The sequence below is a fragment of the Mucilaginibacter sp. P19 genome (assembly GCF_050632265.1).
GTDB classification, from domain to species: domain Bacteria; phylum Bacteroidota; class Bacteroidia; order Sphingobacteriales; family Sphingobacteriaceae; genus Mucilaginibacter; species Mucilaginibacter gossypii.
The window spans coordinates 3,267,169-3,286,823 of sequence record NZ_CP192586.1; the positions used below are offsets into that span (position 1 = coordinate 3,267,169).

General features: G+C 41.6%; 13 protein-coding genes. 1 reads left to right on the top strand and 12 read right to left on the bottom strand.

Going from position 1 to position 19,655, the window contains the following annotated elements:
- Positions 1 to 4 precede the first annotated feature (4 nt).
- From ACQ86K_RS15855 to ACQ86K_RS15895, 9 genes are all read right to left on the bottom strand, one after another.
- Positions 5 to 400, bottom strand: coding sequence for an ABC transporter permease (locus tag ACQ86K_RS15855; protein ID WP_431200712.1), 396 nt, complete (start codon positions 398 to 400; stop codon positions 5 to 7).
- Positions 401 to 532: 132 nt separating this feature from the next.
- Positions 533 to 2,953 carry an ABC transporter permease gene (locus tag ACQ86K_RS15860; RefSeq protein WP_091163832.1) on the bottom strand — a complete coding sequence of 807 codons (2,421 nt, stop codon included), beginning with the start codon at positions 2,951 to 2,953 and terminating at the stop codon, positions 533 to 535.
- A 201-nt stretch (positions 2,954 to 3,154) separates the two neighbouring features.
- On the bottom strand, positions 3,155 to 4,189 hold the full coding sequence (locus tag ACQ86K_RS15865) for a DUF4097 family beta strand repeat-containing protein (protein ID WP_091163830.1): 1,035 nt from the start codon (positions 4,187 to 4,189) through the stop codon (positions 3,155 to 3,157).
- A gap of 189 nt (positions 4,190 to 4,378) precedes the next feature.
- Positions 4,379 to 6,340 carry an FtsX-like permease family protein gene (locus tag ACQ86K_RS15870; protein WP_431200868.1) on the bottom strand — a complete coding sequence of 654 codons (1,962 nt, stop codon included), beginning with the start codon at positions 6,338 to 6,340 and terminating at the stop codon, positions 4,379 to 4,381.
- Positions 6,337 to 6,753, bottom strand: coding sequence for an ABC transporter permease (locus ACQ86K_RS15875; RefSeq protein WP_431200713.1), 417 nt, complete (start codon positions 6,751 to 6,753; stop codon positions 6,337 to 6,339). The genes ACQ86K_RS15870 and ACQ86K_RS15875 overlap by 4 nt, the downstream gene beginning before the upstream one ends.
- A 101-nt stretch (positions 6,754 to 6,854) precedes the next feature.
- Positions 6,855 to 9,230, bottom strand: a complete 2,376-nt coding sequence (locus tag ACQ86K_RS15880) for an ABC transporter permease (protein ID WP_431200714.1) — start codon at positions 9,228 to 9,230, stop codon at positions 6,855 to 6,857.
- A gap of 130 nt (positions 9,231 to 9,360) precedes the next feature.
- Complete coding sequence (locus tag ACQ86K_RS15885; RefSeq protein WP_091163822.1) at positions 9,361 to 11,781, bottom strand: ABC transporter permease; 2,421 nt, start codon at positions 11,779 to 11,781, stop codon at positions 9,361 to 9,363.
- A 100-nt stretch (positions 11,782 to 11,881) separates the two neighbouring features.
- Positions 11,882 to 14,272: an ABC transporter permease gene (locus ACQ86K_RS15890; RefSeq protein WP_091163819.1), complete on the bottom strand. Its 2,391-nt coding sequence runs from the start codon at positions 14,270 to 14,272 to the stop codon at positions 11,882 to 11,884.
- A 251-nt stretch (positions 14,273 to 14,523) separates the two neighbouring features.
- On the bottom strand, positions 14,524 to 16,890 hold the full coding sequence (locus ACQ86K_RS15895) for an ABC transporter permease (RefSeq protein ID WP_091163818.1): 2,367 nt from the start codon (positions 16,888 to 16,890) through the stop codon (positions 14,524 to 14,526).
- 77 nt (positions 16,891 to 16,967) lie between these two features.
- Here ACQ86K_RS15895 and ACQ86K_RS15900 point away from each other — a divergent pair, with 77 nt between their 5' ends.
- Complete coding sequence (locus ACQ86K_RS15900; RefSeq protein WP_091163817.1) at positions 16,968 to 17,159, top strand: hypothetical protein; 192 nt, start codon at positions 16,968 to 16,970, stop codon at positions 17,157 to 17,159.
- 200 nt (positions 17,160 to 17,359) lie between these two features.
- On the opposite strand, the gene ACQ86K_RS15905 is transcribed toward ACQ86K_RS15900, so the two are convergent.
- From ACQ86K_RS15905 to ACQ86K_RS15915, 3 genes are all read right to left on the bottom strand, one after another.
- The gene (locus tag ACQ86K_RS15905; protein WP_090525339.1) at positions 17,360 to 18,037 is read right to left on the bottom strand and encodes an ABC transporter ATP-binding protein; all 678 of its coding nucleotides are present in this window, start codon (positions 18,035 to 18,037) and stop codon (positions 17,360 to 17,362) included.
- Between the two features lie 131 nt (positions 18,038 to 18,168).
- Complete coding sequence (locus ACQ86K_RS15910) at positions 18,169 to 18,741, bottom strand: efflux RND transporter periplasmic adaptor subunit (RefSeq protein WP_431200715.1); 573 nt, start codon at positions 18,739 to 18,741, stop codon at positions 18,169 to 18,171.
- Entirely contained in the window at positions 18,729 to 19,424 is a 696-nt protein-coding gene (locus ACQ86K_RS15915; protein ID WP_431200716.1) for a hypothetical protein, read from the bottom strand. The genes ACQ86K_RS15910 and ACQ86K_RS15915 overlap by 13 nt, the downstream gene beginning before the upstream one ends.
- Between the last annotated feature and the right edge of the window lie 231 nt (positions 19,425 to 19,655).

A 19,655-nucleotide genomic window follows, 5' to 3' on the forward strand; every position in this document is an offset into this window, starting at 1 on the left:
GTTTTCAGATCAAAGAATTTAAAAAGTTTTCGTCGGCAAAATATGATCCCATTTCGGTGAACAATTTTTCCTTATAGCGCAAAACCACATCACCATTAGGAAACAAGCGCGTAACCATTTTGATATCTGGAAACTCATTTTTAAGCAATGGGCCAAATGGCGGCGCTACTGCACCCAAATGCAGGTTAACAATACCATCGCCGGTATTGAAACTTCGGCTTACTCTGTAAATATTGGAGGCGTTATGATTAAACTTATCATAACTAAGCTCTTTAACTATATAAGTTAAAATGAGCAGGCAACAGGTTAACCCTATGGTTAAACCAAATATGTTGATGAACGAAATAAATTTGTGCCTGGCTATATTGCGAAAGGCACTTCGTAAATAATTCTTTATCATGGTTTATATCATTATTTCATTAGGTCACTAAATCATTTTTCTTTCGGTCATCGAATCATTGGTCATTAAGTCATTTTTTTGCCCGCGTTTCAATGACCTAATGACGCGAAGCAAATAACCCAATGACACGCTTTATTCAGAGCGTAAACTTTTAACCGGGTTAGCCAAAGCCGCTTTAACCGATTGAAAGCTTATAGTTATGGCGGCGACTACCAGCGCTATAGTTCCTGCCAATAAAAATACCCACCATTGGATGCTGATGCGATACGCAAAATCCTGCAGCCACTTGTTCATGGCAAACCATGTTACCGGGAACGATATGACGGACGCTATGACAATCAATCTCAAAAACTCCTTTGATAACATCACTGTAATACTACTGGTTGATGCGCCTAATACCTTGCGGATGCCAATTTCTTTAACCCTTAACCTGATCATAAACGCGGCTAAACCGAACAAGCCCAGACTTGCTATAATGAGGGCGATGCATGAAAACACGGTGAATATTTTACCTGTTTGCTGCTCGGAAGCATAAAGCGAAGCGTATTGTTCGTCAAGAAACGAGTAGCTGAAAGGCGCTTCCGGCCTGAAACTATCCCATTCGGTTTTGATGCCGGCAATAACCGATTTTACATCGGCAGTTTTAACCTTTAAAATTAATGTCCCTGTACTATGCCCCGATAACAGCATCAATGGCGCTATTTTTTGCCTGGCCGAAGCATAGTGAAAATCTTTAACCACACCTACAACTTTGTATTGGGTACGGGCTGAACGTACTATAGTTTTACCTATCGGATTAGTATTACCCCATCCCAAACCTTTTACTAAAGCTTCGTTAACCACAACCGACATCGAATCGGCGGGGAAGGATTGATAAAAATTGCGCCCGTTGATAACCTGTAAACCTAAAGTAGGCACATAACTTTCATCCACATGGTAAATATTGGTATGGATCTCGGCCTGACCACCCTTGTCATCAAATTCTTTAGCAGCAATTTGGGTACCATCAACACCGGCTAACATACCTGGCACACTGCTGGATATAGTAGCATTCAACACCTGCGGGTTGCGCAGAAGTTGATTTTTGAAAGCATCTACATTATGGCCTAAGGTATAGGCATCATTAATTACCAATACCTGGTCTTTATCATAACCCAACTTTTTGTTCTGCATATAGTGTAATTGCTGGTACACTACAAAAGTTGATATAATAAGTGCTGTAGATACCGCAAACTGGAAAATGATTAATCCGCTGCGTAAAATCCCTTTTCCTTCTGCTGTGGTAGCGCTGTTGCCTTTTAACACAGCGATGATCTGGAACGAGGACAAGAAGAATGCCGGATAAATACCTGCAAGAATTCCAACCCCAAAAGCTGTAAACAGTTCGATAAGCAAAGCCATAGGGCTCAGGAAAAACCTAAGTTCGATATGTTTTCCTGCCAAATTATTGAACAGCGGTAACAGCAGATATACAATACCTAATGCCAATAATAAAGCCCCAAAGGTTAGCATAACCGATTCGGTGAGGAACTGGGAAACCAGTCCGCTTTTTTCAGAGCCAAGCACCTTACGGATCCCCACTTCTTTTGAGCGTTTGGCCGAACTTGCCGTTGATAGGTTAGTAAAATTGATGCAGGCCAATATCAATATAAAAACAGCTAATGCGCCGAATATATATACATAGTGAATATCGCCATTGGGCTCAAGTTCATATTTGGTTGCCGAGTGCAGGTGAATGTCGCTTAATGGCTGCAGGTAAAACAGGAAGGTGTTAACCGATTTGCTTGCTGCGACTACGCTGGTACCCATATCATGTGCAATTTCGGGTACAACAAATTTCCTTACCATTTCGGGAAAAGAAGCTTCCAGCTTTTTAGGATTGGCGTTTTTATCCAAAACAACGTAGGTAAAAAAGCCAATATTGCTCCATGTTTGCTTTGCATTTTCAACAAAGGGTGCCAGGTTCAAAAACGCATCACCATGAAAGTGCGAATCATCAGGTACTTTGTCAATTACACCTGTTACCTTGTAAGGTTTACCATCAATGGCAACTGATTTACCAACGGCTTCCTGATTACCAAAATATTTGTTAGCCATGGCCCTGGTAACCACCATACTGTTAGGCTCTGTAAAACAGGCTTTATCATCACCATCAATCAAAGGTATCGAAAAGAGCTGCAGGAAATTGGCATCTATCATTTGTACATGCTCTTCTTTAAATTGCCTGTCATTATATTTTATAAAAACCGGACCACGACCGGTAAGTCTTGTGGTTTCAAGCACCTCGGGAAACATATTTTTAATTCCCTGTCCTACCGCTATATCAACCATCGGGTATTCGCTCACACCGTTATTTTCAATGGAGCGTAAACCAACGCGGTACATTTGTTTGGCTTGAGCCGGATATTGATCATAATTTAATTCACTATATACATAAGCACAAATAAGCATACAGCAAGCTAAGCCCACAGAAAGGCCAAACACATTAATAAAGGAGAATATTTTGTTCCGCCTTAAGTTTCGCCAGGCGGTTTTGATGTAGTTTTTGAACATGGGCGTACGATTAACCTTAATATAGGTTTAAAAGCCATACCAATAAATCAAATATCTAAATATCAATTAATTACGATTTATTTCATATAAAAACTGTACGAAGACGTAACACCATGTGTTCGGTTATGATACACCCCAGGCAACACAAAAGGCCTGTCACTATTTGAGCAACAGGCCTTTGTAATATTCCTTACACTGATATTAATTGACGGTAAGATTAACTCGCCCATTGCCACGTACTTCAACGAGGGATCCGCCGCCGTTAAGTTTGCCTTCTACCCTTTCTTTATCCTTGTTACCAGAGAAGTTATCTGCAAGGTTACTTTCTATTTTGTTGGCGCGCAAATCGAGGTTAAGGCCTTGTTTTGATGGTAACTGCAGATCGATATGGCCCGAGCTTACATCAATTTTAACAGATTTACCAACGCTTACAAATTGCGCATGAAAGCTGCCGGCACTTGTGGATGCATCAAGGCTGCAAGAAAGATCAGTAAGGTTAATACTGCCGCCTGATGTGCCTGTAATGAAATCGCCATCAATTTTATTGCCGCTGATACTGCCGCCGCTGGTGGTAGCTTTGATATCTCCCTTTAAACCATCGAGATGCAACGAACCGCCAGATGTTTCCAGCCTGATATGGCCCATACAATTGCGGGCTTCAATACTGCCACCTGATGTTTGTAGGTCAATGTCTTCTTTTGAATCGCTCACGTGGATACTGCCGCCTGATGTACGGCCTTTGATAGTGCCGGTAATTTTATCCAGGTGCAAGCTGCCACCACTGGTTTCAAACTGTTGTGTACCTGTTAGGTTATCAAGGTGAATACTGCCTCCGCTGGTATTTAGATTAGTTTCCACACTACCGGGTACATACACACGGAACGAAATACTTAATGATTTCTTCCAATCCCAGTTGCCATCGTGCTTGCTTTTAGCTTTGGCATGCAGCTCCCCGCCGTTAACATCAATGCTCAGGTCATAATTTTCGTCAAGACGCTTTTTGATCTCTTCTTTAGGAAGGTCATTATTACCATTATTACCTTGTATAAAAACCTCAACTCTCGGTTCTTCGCCCGATGCGCCACTAACGGTAATACTGCCTCCCGAAGTATTAACAAATACATTTTTCACGGCCTGTCCTGATAATGATTTGGTGAGGTATGGTGTTTTCTGATTATTTTGTGCAAAAGCGCTACCTGAACAGGCAACAAATAACACAAGTAAATACTTTTTCATAATAATGATCTTTGGTTTATATATAATAAGACCAGGAGTTTAGCAAATACGTTGCATGGTGCTGAAAATAAATTCAGGCTACCTAATAATTCAGAACATCATAAAAAAGCCCGTGGGGACACGGGCTCAGGGTATATTCTATTTCTTCAACTGCTACTGCAAATTGACACTGCTATCTGCAAACTGATCTCATTCGCTTCTCAAACTCCGGATAGGATTTGCAAGTGCCGCCTTTAACGATTGAAAGCTAATGGTAGCCACTGCTATAACAAATGTAAGCAAAGCCGCCAAAGCAAAGATCCACCAATGCAAAGGTGTTTTGTAAGCGAAACTTTGCAGCCATTTATCCATGCTGTAATAACCCAGCGGGATAGCAATCACTGTAGCTAATAACACCGGTTTCAGCAGATCTTTTGATATCAGGATAAGGATATTTTGTACCGATGAACCCAATACTTTACGGACCCCGATCTCCTTAGTACGTTTCGCCGCGGTAAATGAGGCTAAACCGAACAAGCCCAAACAGGCTATAAAGATTGCCAACCCTGAAAATATACTTAACATGGTCTGCTGCCTGATATCGTTGCGATAGGTAGTATCAAACTGCTGATCAAGGAAACTGTACTCAAACGGATAAACGGGCGCCACCTCGGCATAAGTATTTTTGATAGCTGTTAAACCAGCCTGGATATTTCCGGGTTTCAGTTTGATGACAGCTACACGCCTGTCTTCACTTGGCGATATAATGAGGGCATCCATATTTTCTTTGAGCGAAAGGAAGTTAAAATCCTCCACCACACCGATGATAATACGGCGGTTGTTGTCCCGCACAGTATTCTTAACCCATTTGCCGATAGCTTGCTGCGGGGTAAAGCCGAGATCCTTTGCAGCTGTACGGTTAATCAGTACCGAGTTAGTGGTATCAGTAGCAAACTGTGGTGAGAAATCCCTGCCGGCAATAATCTTAAGCCCAAATGTTTTTACATATTCAAAATCGGCATATTCAGTTCGTGATTTAAATGTTTGATGCTGACCTTCAACCTCAAAACCCTGCATATCGAAAAAGCCGCCCGGCTCGCCCGACATCAGGGATACCGACTTCACATAGTCCGAATTTTGCAGCTGGTGTTTAAATGTTTGCCTGTGATCATAGATGTCATTATTATCAATCTTCACAATAACCGTTTGCTCTTTGTCATAACCTAATGATTTGTTTTTCACATACCGCATCTGGTTAACGATCACGATAGTGCCAATAATGAGCAATACCGAAATACTGAACTGGAACACCACTAGTGATTGCCTAAAGAATGCACCACCCTTCCCAAGCTTCAGCTTGCCCTTCAAAGCTTCGATAGGCGAAAAGGCCGACATAAATATCGCTGGATAACTCCCAGCAAGGAAACCCACAAATAAGATAACACCCAGAAGGAAAAGGTAAATCGGTGCACTGTTCCAGGAAACGGTAAGCTGATAACCCAGCAGACTGTTGTATGCAGGCATTAATAGTAACAATAACCCAATGGAAAGCATACAAGAAATAAGCGCCAGCAACAACGACTCGCCAATAAACTGCCATACCAAATGGTTCCGTAATGCGCCTAAAACCTTGCGCATGCCAACCTCTCTTGAGCGTTCAACCGCACGGATGGTGGCCAGATTCATAAAATTGATACAGGCAATGATCATGATGAGCACAGCTATCGAAATAAAGATAAATACCACGGTTTTATCGCCATGCTTTACGTTATCAAACGATGACGCATTTTCAAAATAAATATCTTTGAAGGGTCTCAGGCTTAGGTTAAATTTAGTACCGAAGCGCTTCATATCTTCGCCCATGTACTTTTCCATAAACTGCGGAAAATGGCTTTCCAATGCAGCTGGGCTACTATGTTCATTCAGCAGCAGGTAAACAAACAAGCCATTGTTAATCCAAACATTAAAACCGGGATCGCGGGTATAGTTGGCAATCGGTACTACTAAATCAAAATCAAGGTGAGAGTTTGAAGGTACGTCTTTTGCAACACCCGTTACTTTTAACTGCAAACGTTTATCCATCTTCACCACTTTACCCATCGCATTTTCAACGCTGCCAAAATATTTTTTTGCTGTGGTTTCAGTGAGTACTACGCTACCCGGATTATTCAGTGCCGAAGCCGCATCCCCCTAAGCAACGGGAAGGTAAACAGGCTGAAAAAATTGGAATCAACTGCATAAACTTTCTTCTCGTTGAATGATTTTTCACCAAAAGAGATCAAATTATTTTGCGGCGAAACGCGTACAGCCATTTTTACATCCTGCGGAAAATCATTCAGCATAGCAGGCGCATAAGGTCCTGACAAGTATGAGGTAGGTGCTTTCGCTTTATCAAAACCACGCATCACCCTGTAAATGTTTTTGCCCTGCTTATGAAAATTATCCACACTAAACTCATTCATGATATACAAGAATATCATCAGGCAAACGGTTATCCCCATGGTTAACCCCAGGATATGGATCAGCGAAAATGCTTTATTACGATAAAGGTTCCGCCACGCTGTTTTTAAATAGTTTCGTATCATTAGTTCACTTGTTCATTAGTTCATTGGTACTTATCGCTTACTTTTATCTGCCTGCTGGACTGTATCTGCTACTGTAACCTGCTGCTATCTGCCAACTAATTTTATTCATTTTTCAAACTCCTAACCGGGTTGGCCAGTGCCGCCTTGATTGATTGAAAGCTGATGGTTACAAAAGCGATCAACACGGCCAAAACAGCAGCCAATACTACCACCCACCATTGTATGTTTTGCCGGTAGGCAAAGCCCTGCAACCATTGCTGCATGGTGACCCAGGCAACCGGAATGGCTATTACTATTGCTATCATTACCAGTTTGATAAAATCTTTTGACAGCATACCTACTATAGCGCCTACATTAGCGCCAAGTACTTTACGGATGCCTATCTCCTTAGTGCGCTGTTCGGCAGCATATGCCGCAAGGCCAAACAAACCTAAACAGGCTATCACAATTGTTAAACTTGTAAATATGATGAATATGGTGCCCATCCGCTGTTCCGCACGGTACGATGAATCAAAATCGTCATCCATAAACGAATATTCAAACTCCTTACCCGGTTTTATAGATTTCCATTTGTCGCTGATCATGGCCATAAGTGTGGTGATATTAGCGGTATTTACTTTTACACTCAAGGCGCCGGTATCCTGCCCATACATCAATATCACCGGGCTTACATTATTACGTAGCGAAGCGAAATTAAAATCCTTAATAACACCTACTATATGGTATTCTTTAAAAGTTTTGGCCATATTATCCATAGGCAAATACATAGGCTTATTAAGCGGATCGCGTACGCCCATGAGTTTGGCAGCAGTTTCGTTAACAATCATAGCTGCCGAATCGGTTGGCATCTGGCTTGAGAAATTACGCCCTTTGGTCAATTTGATACCCAGAGTTGGCAAGTAGTTGTCGTCAACTACCCAGGTTTGTGCAAGCACTGCTTTTTTGGGGTCGAGCCCGCGTTCCTGGAAAACACTGCTGCTGTTCCGGTAATCAGAAGTTGGCAAAAAGCCTGTCATGGTTACCCCCATTACGCCGGGCAATTGCTTTACCTCATCTCTTAACACCTTGCTCTTGTCGCCAAGGTCATACACGCCATGAATCACCAATACCTGGCTGCGGTTATAACCAAGGTCTTTATTCTGAATATATTTAAGCTGATTATAGATCACCAGCGTACCAATGATGAGCACTATCGATATAAAAAACTGGAACACCACCAATGAACTCCTTAACATGCCACCCTTAAAGCCAGAGGAAAGCTTTCCTTTTAAAACATCAATTGGCTGAAATGCGGAAAGAAAAAATGCAGGATACGAACCAGCCAGGAAGCCGATCGCCAAAACCATAACCAGCAAAGCGGGAATCAGCCAAATCAATGAACCCATATTAAGCTCCATGGTTTTACTCGCAATATTATTGAATACCGGCAACAGAAAATAGGCCGTCAGCATGGCTATCACCGTAGCGATAAACGTTACCATGATAGACTCTGAAAGGAACTGGGCAATGAGCGACTGACGCCTTGAACCAAGTACCTTGCGTACCCCTACCTCCCGGGCCCGGTTTGCAGAACGGGCGGTTGAAAGGTTCATGAAGTTTACACAGGCTATCAGTAAGATAAAAATCGCCACCGCGCCAAAAATGTACACATACTGGATATTCCCGTTATGGTCAAGCTCCGACACCAAGTTTGATTTAAGATGGATATCCTTCAATGGCATAAGGCTCAATTGGTATTTGTTGCCTGAACCTTCAAACGAATCAAAAGTGAGATGTAAGATACTTTGCAATTGCGGACCCGCATATTTGTGCATTAACGCAGGAAACTTGGCTTCAAACTTTTTGGCATCCACACCTGGTTTTAGCAGCACATAGGTATTGAAATTATTGCTGAACCATGCCGCATCTTTGCTTTCGGCATTTGATGCCATCGACAGGAAAAAATCATACCGAAAATGCGATTGCCTGGGCAGGTCTTTTATTACGCCGGTAACCTTATAAAGCAGCTTTTCATCAAACGTAAAGGTTTTACCCATTACCTGCGTATTGTTAAAATAACGTTTGGCCGTACTTTCAGTGATAACCACGGTATTTGGTTCAACCAGCGCCTTTTTGGGATCGCCGGCTATCATAGGCAGGGTAAATACATCAAATAGCGTTGAATCGGCCAACACCATACTGTTTTCGTGAATGGTTTGGTTGCCTTTTTTTACGTTATAACCGCCGCGTTGCAACAAACGGCAGGCACGTTCAACCTCGGGATAATCGTTTTGAAATACAGCAGCCAACGGCGACGGCGACGAAGCATAGCTTTGATCGATACCGCCAAATTTAATCTGCATATTGGCGCGATAGATCCTGTCGGCCTTAACATTGAACTTGTCATAGCTCAGCTCATCAACCACATAAAATATAATGAGTAAACATGTGGCCAGCCCAAGGGCCAAACCAAATACATTAATCGCGGTGAATCCCACATTTTTTTCAATGTGCGAAATGCAGTTTTAAGGTAATTTCTAAACATGGTTCATTGGTTCAATTGTTCATTAGTTCATTGGTATCCTCCTGTTACGTAACTGCTAACTGCCACTGCAAACGGCCTACTGCCTACTCATTTTTAAGGCTGTTAACCGGGTTTGCCAATGCTGCTTTTATAGATTGGAAACTTACTGTTACAATAGCTATTAACATGGCGCCTGCACCTGCCAGCACCAGCACCCACCATTGTATACTGATGCGGTAAGCGAAATCCTGCAGCCATTTGTTCATTAAATACCAGGCTAAAGGGGTTGTAATGGCTATGGAGATCAATACCAGCTTTATAAAATCTCTGGATAAGGTATTCACTATGGCGGATACACTTGCACCAAGTACTTTACGGATCCCGATTTCTTTGGTACGTTGCTCGGCGGCATACGCAGCTAAGCCAAACAAACCAAGGCTGGCAATAGAAATAGCCAGCACGGTAAATATGATAGATATGGTGCCCGTACGTTGCTCGGCGCGATAATTGGCATCAAAATCCTGATCCATAAACGAGTAGCTGAACTGGCTTTGGGTCATGCCCTGCCACTTGGTTTTTATCTGGTCGATAAGCGCAGGCAAATTGGTTGTGTTTACCCTGATACTCAGATTTCCACTGTCTTCGTCCATTAAAAAAATCATAGGACTGATATTTTCTCTCAGCGAATTGAAATTAAAATCCTTAACCACGCCTATGATGTGATAAGCTTTTACATGATCACGGGTGCCATCCATATTGCGGTACAGGGTTTTATTAACAGGATTGCTAAAGCCTAAAAATTTGGCCGCGGTTTCGTTGATAACCAATCCGGTAGAATCAGTTGGCATACTTGTAGAAAAATCTCGCCCGGCAGAGATCTTCATGCCCAGGGTGCTAATGTAATCGGCATCAACCCGCCAGCTTTGCGGAAACAAGGCTGTTTTCTGATCGCCCGCAGCCTCTTTATAAAAGATAGACGTTCCCCTGTTTTTACCTGTTGGCAAATAACCTGTCAACGTTGCGTTAACCACATCTTGTAACTGCTTCACCTCATTTTTGAAGGTTTTGGCATGACTGCCTAACTCAAATGCATTATTGATAACAAGCACCTGATTACGATTATATCCCAGGTTTTTGGTTTGAATATAATTGAGTTGATTATAAATAACGATGGTACCAATGATGAGGAATATCGAAATAGAAAACTGGAATACCACCAATACACTCCTAAGCATGCTACCTTTAAAACCGCCGGCCAGTTTACCGCTTAGCACATTAATGGGCTGAAATGCCGAAAGGAAAAAAGCGGGATACGATCCGGCAGCGAAACCTACAACCAGTACAATTAATAGTAAAGCAGGAAGCAACCAGGCTAAGGTTTGCGCACCAACAACCAACTCTTTGCCCGATACCTGATTAAACAACGGCAATAAAAGTAACACAGTAAAAAAAGCTATAACTGCCGCTGCCAAAGTCACCAACACAGATTCAGTTAAAAACTGGGCTATTAAATATTTACGCGGGGAACCTAAAACCTTGCGTACACCAACCTCCCTTGCCCTGCTGGCTGAACGTGCTGTTGAAAGGTTCATAAAGTTGATGCCCGCTATGAGTAATATAAATATGGCGATGGCCGAAAATATATAAACATATTGCGCCGAACTGTTGCTGCCCAACTCACCGGTACGGTTTGAGTGCAAATGTATATCGGTTACCGGAGTTAGGTTAAGCCTGAAATAACTGCCGCTTTTTTCAAAATCGGCAATATTTACGTGCAGCGCTGTTTGCATTTGGCTTTCGCTGTATTTTTTCAGAAGAGCAGTCAATTTTTTCTCAAAAAACTTGTAATCTGTACCAGGTTTCAACACCACGTAAGTGTTATAATCACTCCTCAACCATTCCGGAGAGCGGCTGTCAGGCCAACTCGCCATCGACATAAAAAAATCAAAATGAAAATGCGATTGCTTTGGCAAATCTTTGATAACCCCGGTAATTTTCAATAATTGGTTGTTATCAATGGCGAGCGTTTTACCAACAACATTGGTGCTGTTAAAGTATTTTTTAGCTGTAGTTTCGGTGATTACTACTGTATTTGGCTCCTTCAAAGCCGTAGCCGGGTTACCATTGATCATGGGCAACGTAAACACGTTAAAAACCGATGGGTCGGCAAAAACGGTACCGTACTCAAGGATGCTTTCATTACCTTTTTTAACATGAAACCCTCCCGCTGCTTTAAGCCTGGTTGCTTCATCCACTTCAGGGAGATCTGTTTTTAATGCCTGAGCTAACGGCGGCATTGCAACGGCATAAAGTACATTATTGTTGCCAAATTTAAGATCTTCATTAACCCGATACGTACGGCTGGCTTTCTCGTTAAACCGATCATAACTCAACTCATCAGCCACGTATAGCACAATCATAAGACAGGTGGCCAGCCCAAGGGCCAGCCCCAATATATTAATAACCGTAAACCCCACGTTTTTACGCAGGGTACGGAAAGCTGTTTTTAAGTAATTTTTAAACATAAACCCCTCCTAACCTCCCCAAGGGGAGGAATTTTAATTAATTATTTTATATCATAATCCACACTTTAAGCCCTCTCCTTTGGAGAGGGCTGGGTGAGGTTTATTCGTTTTTAAGGCTTTTAGCTGGATTAGCATTTGCTGCCCTTACCGATTGTACACTTACTGTTATGAAAGCGATGATCACAGCCAGAATACCCGCTACCGCGAAGATCCACCAGTTAATATCAACCCGGTAAGCGAAACTTTGTAGCCATTTGCTCATGCCATACCAGGCCAGCGGCGATGCTATTAGCGTGGCTATTAGCACCAGCTTCATTAAATCTTTTGACAACAGTGTAACTATAGAGGTTACACTTGCTCCCAAAACTTTCCTGATGCCAATTTCTTTTACGCGTTGCTCGGCAGTAAAAGTGACAAGGCCAAACAAGCCAAGGCAAGCTATACTGATAGCCAATATGGTGAATATGAGCAGGATGTTGCCCTGCTTTTGTTCGGATTGGTATTGTTTAGCGAAATTCTGATCAAGGAAATGGAACTCAACCTTGTTTTCGATATCAAACCGGTTGTAAACTTTACTTATATAGTCGAGTGTAGCAGGGATATTATTTTTGCCAATTCGGATATACATATTATCCTCGTCGTTGGCAGTAAAGGGCAGGTACAACATCATAGGTACAACTTTATGCTGTAACGAATAGGTGTTAAAATCTTTAACTACTCCAATTATTTTTCGGCTGATCACATTACCCTTATCATCTACTCCAACCCTTACAGAGCGGCCGATGGCATCCTTCCAGCCCATTTCATTAACAAGCGTTTGGTTTACAATAATGGATTCAAGTCTGTCGGTACTCATCTCCGATGAAAAATTGCGCCCTTTAGCCAGCTTCACCTGCAAGGTTGGTATAAAGTCATCATCAATTATAAGGTTCTCCACCATTTTTGATTCAGAATTGGCCTTTCCGTCGGCGCCGATATTGAAATTGCTTGAACCAATATCATTATTACCAATAGGATTGCCTGCAATACCTACGGCCTCAACAGCCGGATTTTGCAACAGCTGACTTTTAATAGCGGCTATTTTTGCACGGGCAGATTTATCGTTGATATGGAAAGTAAGCGTTTGGGCTTTATTAAAGCCAAGGTCTTTGTTCATTACATAATGCAGTTGCCTGTAAATGATGCATGAACCGGCTATCATAACAATGGTGATAACAAACTGAAATACTACCAATGATTTCCTGAACATGATAGTAGCAGCCTGGCTGCCCATTTGCCCCTTCATAGCAGCAATGGTACGGAAGCCAGACAGAAACAATGCAGGATATAAACCGCTTAAAATACCGGTAGCAAGCGCAAATAAACTGAATATAGCAACGGTTTTGCTTAAACCAAACTGCATTACTACAAGGTTTTTTCCCGAAAGCTGATTGAAATAAGGTAATAAGAACTGCACCATTACAGATGCTATTACAGCTGCAATCAAAGTAAACAAAACAGATTCGGCAAAAAACATGATGATCAGTTGTTTTTTACTGGAGCCGATTACTTTACGTACCCCTATCTCCCTGATCCTGATTGAGGAACGTGCTGTGGTAAGGTTTACATAATTAATAACGGCTATAGCCAATACCAGCAATGCAACAATACTAAATACGTATACGTAAGTGATATTACCGTTGCTGCCCAACTCATAATCAAGATTGGAGTTAAGATGGATAGATGTAAGTGGCTGCAGTTCCATACTGTATTGCATAGCACCAAGCGCTCCCTTCAAATATTTATTAAAAAATGCATCAGAGCCAGCCTGTACCTTTTTAAAATCATCATGACTTTTCAGCAATACATAAGTGTAGATATGCGAATTAGCCCAGCCATCGGTATATCCCTCAGGTAATGAGCGAAGGGCACTGAAACCGAAATGTGAATTTGCGGGTACATCATCAATTACACCGGTAACTGTACTTGGGTTATTTTCGATGAGTATTGTTTTATCCAGGGCATCCGCAGCGTTACCGAATAGTTTTTCGGCAAGGATTTTAGTAAGTACAATGCTTTGCGGCTTGGTTAAAGCAGTGTTGGGATCACCGGATAAAAAGTGATGGGTAAAAAGATTAAAGAAGCCTTTATCTGTAAACAACATCGCGCCCTCGTTAATCTGCTTTTCGCCATAAGTGATCCTGCCACCGCCTTCGGCATCAATGCGAATAGCGTCCTCTACTTCGGCATAGTCGTTTTTTAAAGCGGGGGCATACGGCGGCGAAGTAACTGCGAGATTGAATTTACCGCCATTCCATGTACCATGTTGAACAACACGAAAAATCCGGTCAGCTTTAAGGTTATAACGATCGTAACTCCATTCATCAACCACATAAAGGCTAATGAGCCAAAAAGCAGCAATACCCGCAGCTAAACCGAAGATATTGATAAACGAAAAAACCTTGTGTTTGATGAGGTTTCTCCAGGCTATTTTGATGTAATTACGTAACATGGCAAATGGTTTATACCACTATAATATTAAAACCTATACCAATTACACAATTAATTAAATATCAATCAATTAACAAAATACAATCAATATAAAACCGTTCGGTAATGGAACACTTACAGTGCGAATGTGAACGTTTGCTTAAGTCAGAAGTCTAAAGTAGAGAATCAAAAGTTATTCTTTACTTTAGACTTTATATTATTAAGTCATTAGTCAGCATTCAATGCTTAATGACTCAGTGACCCAATGCAGATTTATTCATTTTTTAGGCTCTTAACCGGATTGCTCAACGCCGCTTTGATAGCCTGCCAGCTTACCGTGAGCAGGCAAACTACCATACTAATCCCTATAGTGACAATAAATACCCAGGCGCTCATATCTGTACGGTAGGTATAATGCTGCAACCATTTACTCATGTTGTACCAGCTAAGGGCCGAACCAATAATAAATGAAATAACCACGAGTATTAAAAACTCTTTCGACAGGTTGAACCACAAACTACTGATGCTTGCGCCTAATACTTTACGGATACTGATCTCTTTTTTACGCTGCTCTGCCGAAAACGAAGCTAAGCCAAACAAGCCGAGGCAAGATATGATAATAGCCAACACCGTAAACGAACTCGACAACGTACCCAACAGCTTTTCATTCTCAAATTTGCCGCTGAAGTTTTCGTCAACAAACTTGTATTCAAATGGATATTCGGGGTTATATTTTTTGTAAATGTCGCCAATTGTAGCAAGGCTTTTTGATACAGGAGCATTCGGATTTAAACGAATACCAAGCTGACCTGCCCAACCTTTATCAAAACCAATAATGGCAGGCTTCACAGGTTCATATGGCGATCCCCAAACAAAATCTTTAACAATACCAACCACGGTGCAATTACGGCCCTGCCATTTCACTATCTGCCCAAGTGGGTCTTTTAAGCGCATTAGTTTAACAGCCGATTCGTTCATAATGAGCGACAATGAGTCGGCCATGCGACCTGGTATATAATCGCGCCCTTTTATCAATTCAAGCTTATAAGTTGAAATAAAATGAAATGAAGTAACAATCTGGTCGATAGGTATTTTATCCTCGCCAGGTAGCTGTCCGGGCCAGTTGATGCCCCAACTGCTGCTGCCGTTACTGGCTATACTGCCCGATGTTTCTGCAGCATCAACAGCGGCTCCCGCGTTAATTACATCCGTTCTGAAGTTTTCATATTCTTTATATAAATTGCCATCTAATGAGATCTCGATAAGTCCGTTTTGTGAATAACCTACCGGGCGTTCTTTAATGTAGTTGATCTGTTTATAAATCAGGATACTTGAAAGTATAAGACACGTAGCAAATACAAATTGTACAATAACCAATACCTGTCTTGAGTGCAGCGTTTTTCTACCCGTTTTGTTAGCGCCCTTTAAAACTTTTACCGGTTTAAACGACGATAAAAACAAAGCCGGGTAACTACCTGACAATAAACCAGTTATCAGCGTTACTAATATAGCGGCACCCCATGCCCACGCATTGTTATAAGGAATTGTCAGTTGCTTATGTATGATTTCGTTAAAATAACCTAGCGTTGATGCTATTATTACCAGTGCAACAACAAGCGAAATTATAGCGGTGAGGATTGATTCGCCTAAAAACTGCTGGACAATGGCTATTCTCCGCGCACCCACAACTTTACGGATCCCAACTTCACGGGAGCGGCGCTCAGACCGCGCAGTAGAAAGGTTCATAAAGTTGATACAGGCAATAAGCAAAATACCTATTGCCAGAAACAGGAATAAACGCACGTATTCGATTGCGCCACCTGTATTCACTCCATTTTTGAACTCGCTGTGCAGGTGCCATTTAGCAAATGGAAACAAAAACAGCTGATTTTCTTTATTATGATCGTCATAGCGACCAATTAAGTTTTTGATTTCCAGATTAAGCTTATCTACATTAACGCCGGGCTTAAGCATAACATAAGTTTTGAACGAATAATTACCCCAGCCGGATGTTTTCACCCAACCATTATCAGCTTCATAAAGTTTCCATGGAATTAGTGCATTAAACCTGAACGTAGAATTCCGGGGCAGATCTTTGTAAACACCACTCACTTTTACCAGCCGCGAACCATTTAACTTAACAGTTTTACCTATAGGATCGATATCGCCAAAAACGGCCTGTACTGCCGATTCGGACATGATAACTGACGACATATCCCTGAAAGCATCTTTTTTGTTACCCTTCACAAAATCAAGTGTAAACATATTCAGAAATGACTCGTCGGCAGCAATGGTATTAACTTTTAACGGTTTGTTGTTGTAATTAAACAGTTGATCATATGACCAGTTTGCACGGGCTGCATACTCAACCTCTGGATAGTCTTTTTGCAGCGCGGCAGCAATCTGTACGGGCGTGGCATCCCCTGTGTTTATTTCGCCATTTGAAGGCTGGTTACGCATTACCTTATACAGCCTATCCTTATTTTCATGAAATCCGTCATAAGTAAATTCATTATAAACATATAACAGCAACATAAAGCTCACTGCCATACCTACACCCAAACCTCCAATGTTAATGGCCGAATAAAGTTTGTTTTTAATCAAACTCCGCCATGCGATTTTTAAATAGTTCTTAAACATATCTTTAGTTCGTTAAAGTCATTGGGTCATTAAGTCATTGCCTGTCGCTTGCACAATTAGCCATTCAAAATGACCTAATGAAGCGCAACCTATGGCTTAATGATAATTATTCAGATCGTAAACTCTTCACCGGATTAGTCAACGTAGCCTTTACTGCCTGGCAACTGATGATAAAAAAAGCTATAATAACGGTAAGGCCGATGATATCTAAGGCGTTAAACCTTGGTGTTAACTCAGTTTCGCCGTGCGATTTTCAGGTAGTTTTTTAAACATAGGAATAGCTCTAAACAACAAAAATTCTCTAACATGCCCTTCTCCGCAAATGCGGGAGAAGAGCAGCAGAGGCAATTATTAACTTATCTATAAACTGATTTCGGGAGCGTTGGTCTAAGTCAAAAGTCGTTAGGTTTAAGCCGGAAGTTCTTTTCTTACCACGAGCTATAAAACTATCAACTATGAACTCAACAAACTATACCATGATATTTTCCATAACCGTTTGTCCGTCAAGCAGACGTATAATACGGTGACTGTACCGGGCGTCATGTTCAGAGTGGGTAACCATGATAATGGTAGTTCCCTGTTCATTTAAGTCGGTAAGTAGTTCCATCACATCATTACCATTGCTGCTATCCAGGTTACCGGTAGGCTCATCCGCAAGGATCAGTTTTGGTTTATTAACAACTGCGCGTGCAATAGCTACACGCTGTTGCTGACCACCTGATAACTGCTGCGGATAGTGGTTACGACGGTGCATGATCTGCATTTTGTCTAACACCTCTTCCACCCTTTTAACACGCTCTGAAGCAGCTACGCCGGTGTAGATCAATGGCAATTCAACGTTTTCAAATACGGTAAGCTCATCAATAAGGTTAAAGCTCTGGAAAACGAAGCCAATGTTGTGTTTACGCAGATCGGCGCGTTTACGCTCATTAAAATGCGCTACTTCAATTTCATTAAAAACATAGCTGCCGGCATCCGGGTCATCAAGCATTCCTAAAATATTAAGCAGGGTTGATTTACCGCAGCCCGATGGGCCCATAATGGCTACAAACTCGCCTGTAGCCACTTCCATCGACAGCTTGTTTAATGCGATGGTCTCTACCTCTTCGGTACGGTAGAATTTCTCAAGATTAGAAATTTTTATCATTGGTGCCTCCGTTGTTCATCCCGCCTTTATGGCGATATGATTTGATTTTTTGTTTATTTAAATTTATTAATTATCTCTGTTATATATTATAATGACGCTTAAACAGTGCCAGGCGTTGCAGCTTGGTTACGTTATTTTTTTAGCACAAGCTCCTGAATATCACCATAGGTTTCATAACTTGAGGTAATAACCTTATCGCCAGGATTTAAGCCTTCTGTTACCACGAAATAATCAGGGCTCTGGCGTCCAAGCTGGATGTTTACCCTGTATGCTTTTGAACCATCTTCACTTACCTTAAAGATCCAATTGCCGCCTGTTTGCTGGAAGAAACCGCCTTTAGGCACCAATACCGCCTGCATCTGATCGCTCAGTGCCAACCTCACCTGCAGTGTTTGGCCTTTACGGATCCCTGTAGGTACTTTACCAACAAATTGCATATCCACCTGGAAACTACCTGTTGTTTTAACCTGGGTATATACCTTTTTTATAACCAGATTATATGTTTGATCGGCAAACTGAAAATCACCTTTCAGGCCTGTGTAAATACGCGACAGATAGTGCTCATCAATATCAACCCTAACTTTAAAGCCCGATTGTACGTCTATCTGCCCCAAATGCTCGCCCTTATTTTTGCTCTGACCTACTTCGGCATCCATTGAGGTTAACTGGCCATCGGTAGGCGCCACCAATACTAAACCGGCCACTTTTTTCGCATCAGTTCAAGCGTAGTTTTCATGTGGGCGTATTGTTCCTGTGATTGTGAAGCCTGTTGCTTAACCAACGCTGTATCCTGCCTAAGAATCTGTTTAGCCAATTTGTAACGGTTCACCTGGTAATCATAAGTATTTTTGGCTGATTGATATTCCTGCAGGCCGATGGCTTTCTGATCATATAAATGTTTGTCTAACTTATAAATCCTTTCAGCCTCTTTATATGCATTCTCCACATCGGCCATAGTATTTAGCTTGCTGATGGTGTTTTGCTGTGCATTGTTATGGGAGATCTGCATTTGGGTTTGCTCGGCATAAACCGCGGTTTCCTGGTTAGCTAAAGTAAGCTCAAGATCGGTATTCGACATTCTCAGAATCCGGTCGCCTTTTTTAAGGTTAGCTCCGTCTTCAACGTATTTTTCTTCAACAACACCGCCTTCAGATGCATCAAGAAATATGGTAGTTAGCGGCATAACCACGCCGTTAACCGGTATAAACTCCTGGAAAGGACCTTTAGTAATAGTACTTATAGTTAAGCGTTCAGTATCAACATCAAGCTTGCTTTTACCCGATGTAAGATAAATACTGCCGCCTATTAGTAAAATAATGCCTGTAATACCTGCAATGGTAAGTATCTTTTTGCTGTTCCAGGTCTTTTTCTCAATTTTTCTGTCCACTGTATTTCTATAATATTTTGAATGTTATAACAAAAAGACATGCCATAAATTAAAATACTGTTTTTCAATAACTTAAACACAAAACAACATATTTGAGCGTACGCTTCTGTTACATCAGGTGTACGGTATTGATACAGTGTTTTTTCACGTATTAATAGCCTGTTATATGCAAATACAGGTTAGCACTTCATTGTGAAGCATTTATACGATATACTGCATAAAATGCGGGTA

Bases quoted from the DNA above. Each gene is read 5' to 3' on its own strand.
- ACQ86K_RS15865 (WP_091163830.1), bottom strand. From the start codon at position 4,189: ATGAAAAAGTATTTACTTGTGTTATTTGTTGCCTGTTCAGGTAGCGCT.
- ACQ86K_RS15885 (WP_091163822.1), bottom strand. From the start codon at position 11,781: ATGTTTAAAAATTACTTAAAAACAGCTTTCCGTACCCTGCGTAAAAAC.
- ACQ86K_RS15875 (WP_431200713.1), bottom strand. From the start codon at position 6,753: ATGATACGAAACTATTTAAAAACAGCGTGGCGGAACCTTTATCGTAAT.
- ACQ86K_RS15895 (WP_091163818.1), bottom strand. From the start codon at position 16,890: ATGTTTAAGAACTATTTAAAAATCGCATGGCGGAGTTTGATTAAAAAC.
- ACQ86K_RS15900 (WP_091163817.1), top strand. From the start codon at position 16,968: ATGAAGCGCAACCTATGGCTTAATGATAATTATTCAGATCGTAAACTC.
- ACQ86K_RS15855 (WP_431200712.1), bottom strand. From the start codon at position 400: ATGATAAAGAATTATTTACGAAGTGCCTTTCGCAATATAGCCAGGCAC.
- ACQ86K_RS15905 (WP_090525339.1), bottom strand. From the start codon at position 18,037: ATGATAAAAATTTCTAATCTTGAGAAATTCTACCGTACCGAAGAGGTA.
- ACQ86K_RS15860 (WP_091163832.1), bottom strand. From the start codon at position 2,953: ATGTTCAAAAACTACATCAAAACCGCCTGGCGAAACTTAAGGCGGAAC.
- ACQ86K_RS15890 (WP_091163819.1), bottom strand. From the start codon at position 14,272: ATGTTACGTAATTACATCAAAATAGCCTGGAGAAACCTCATCAAACAC.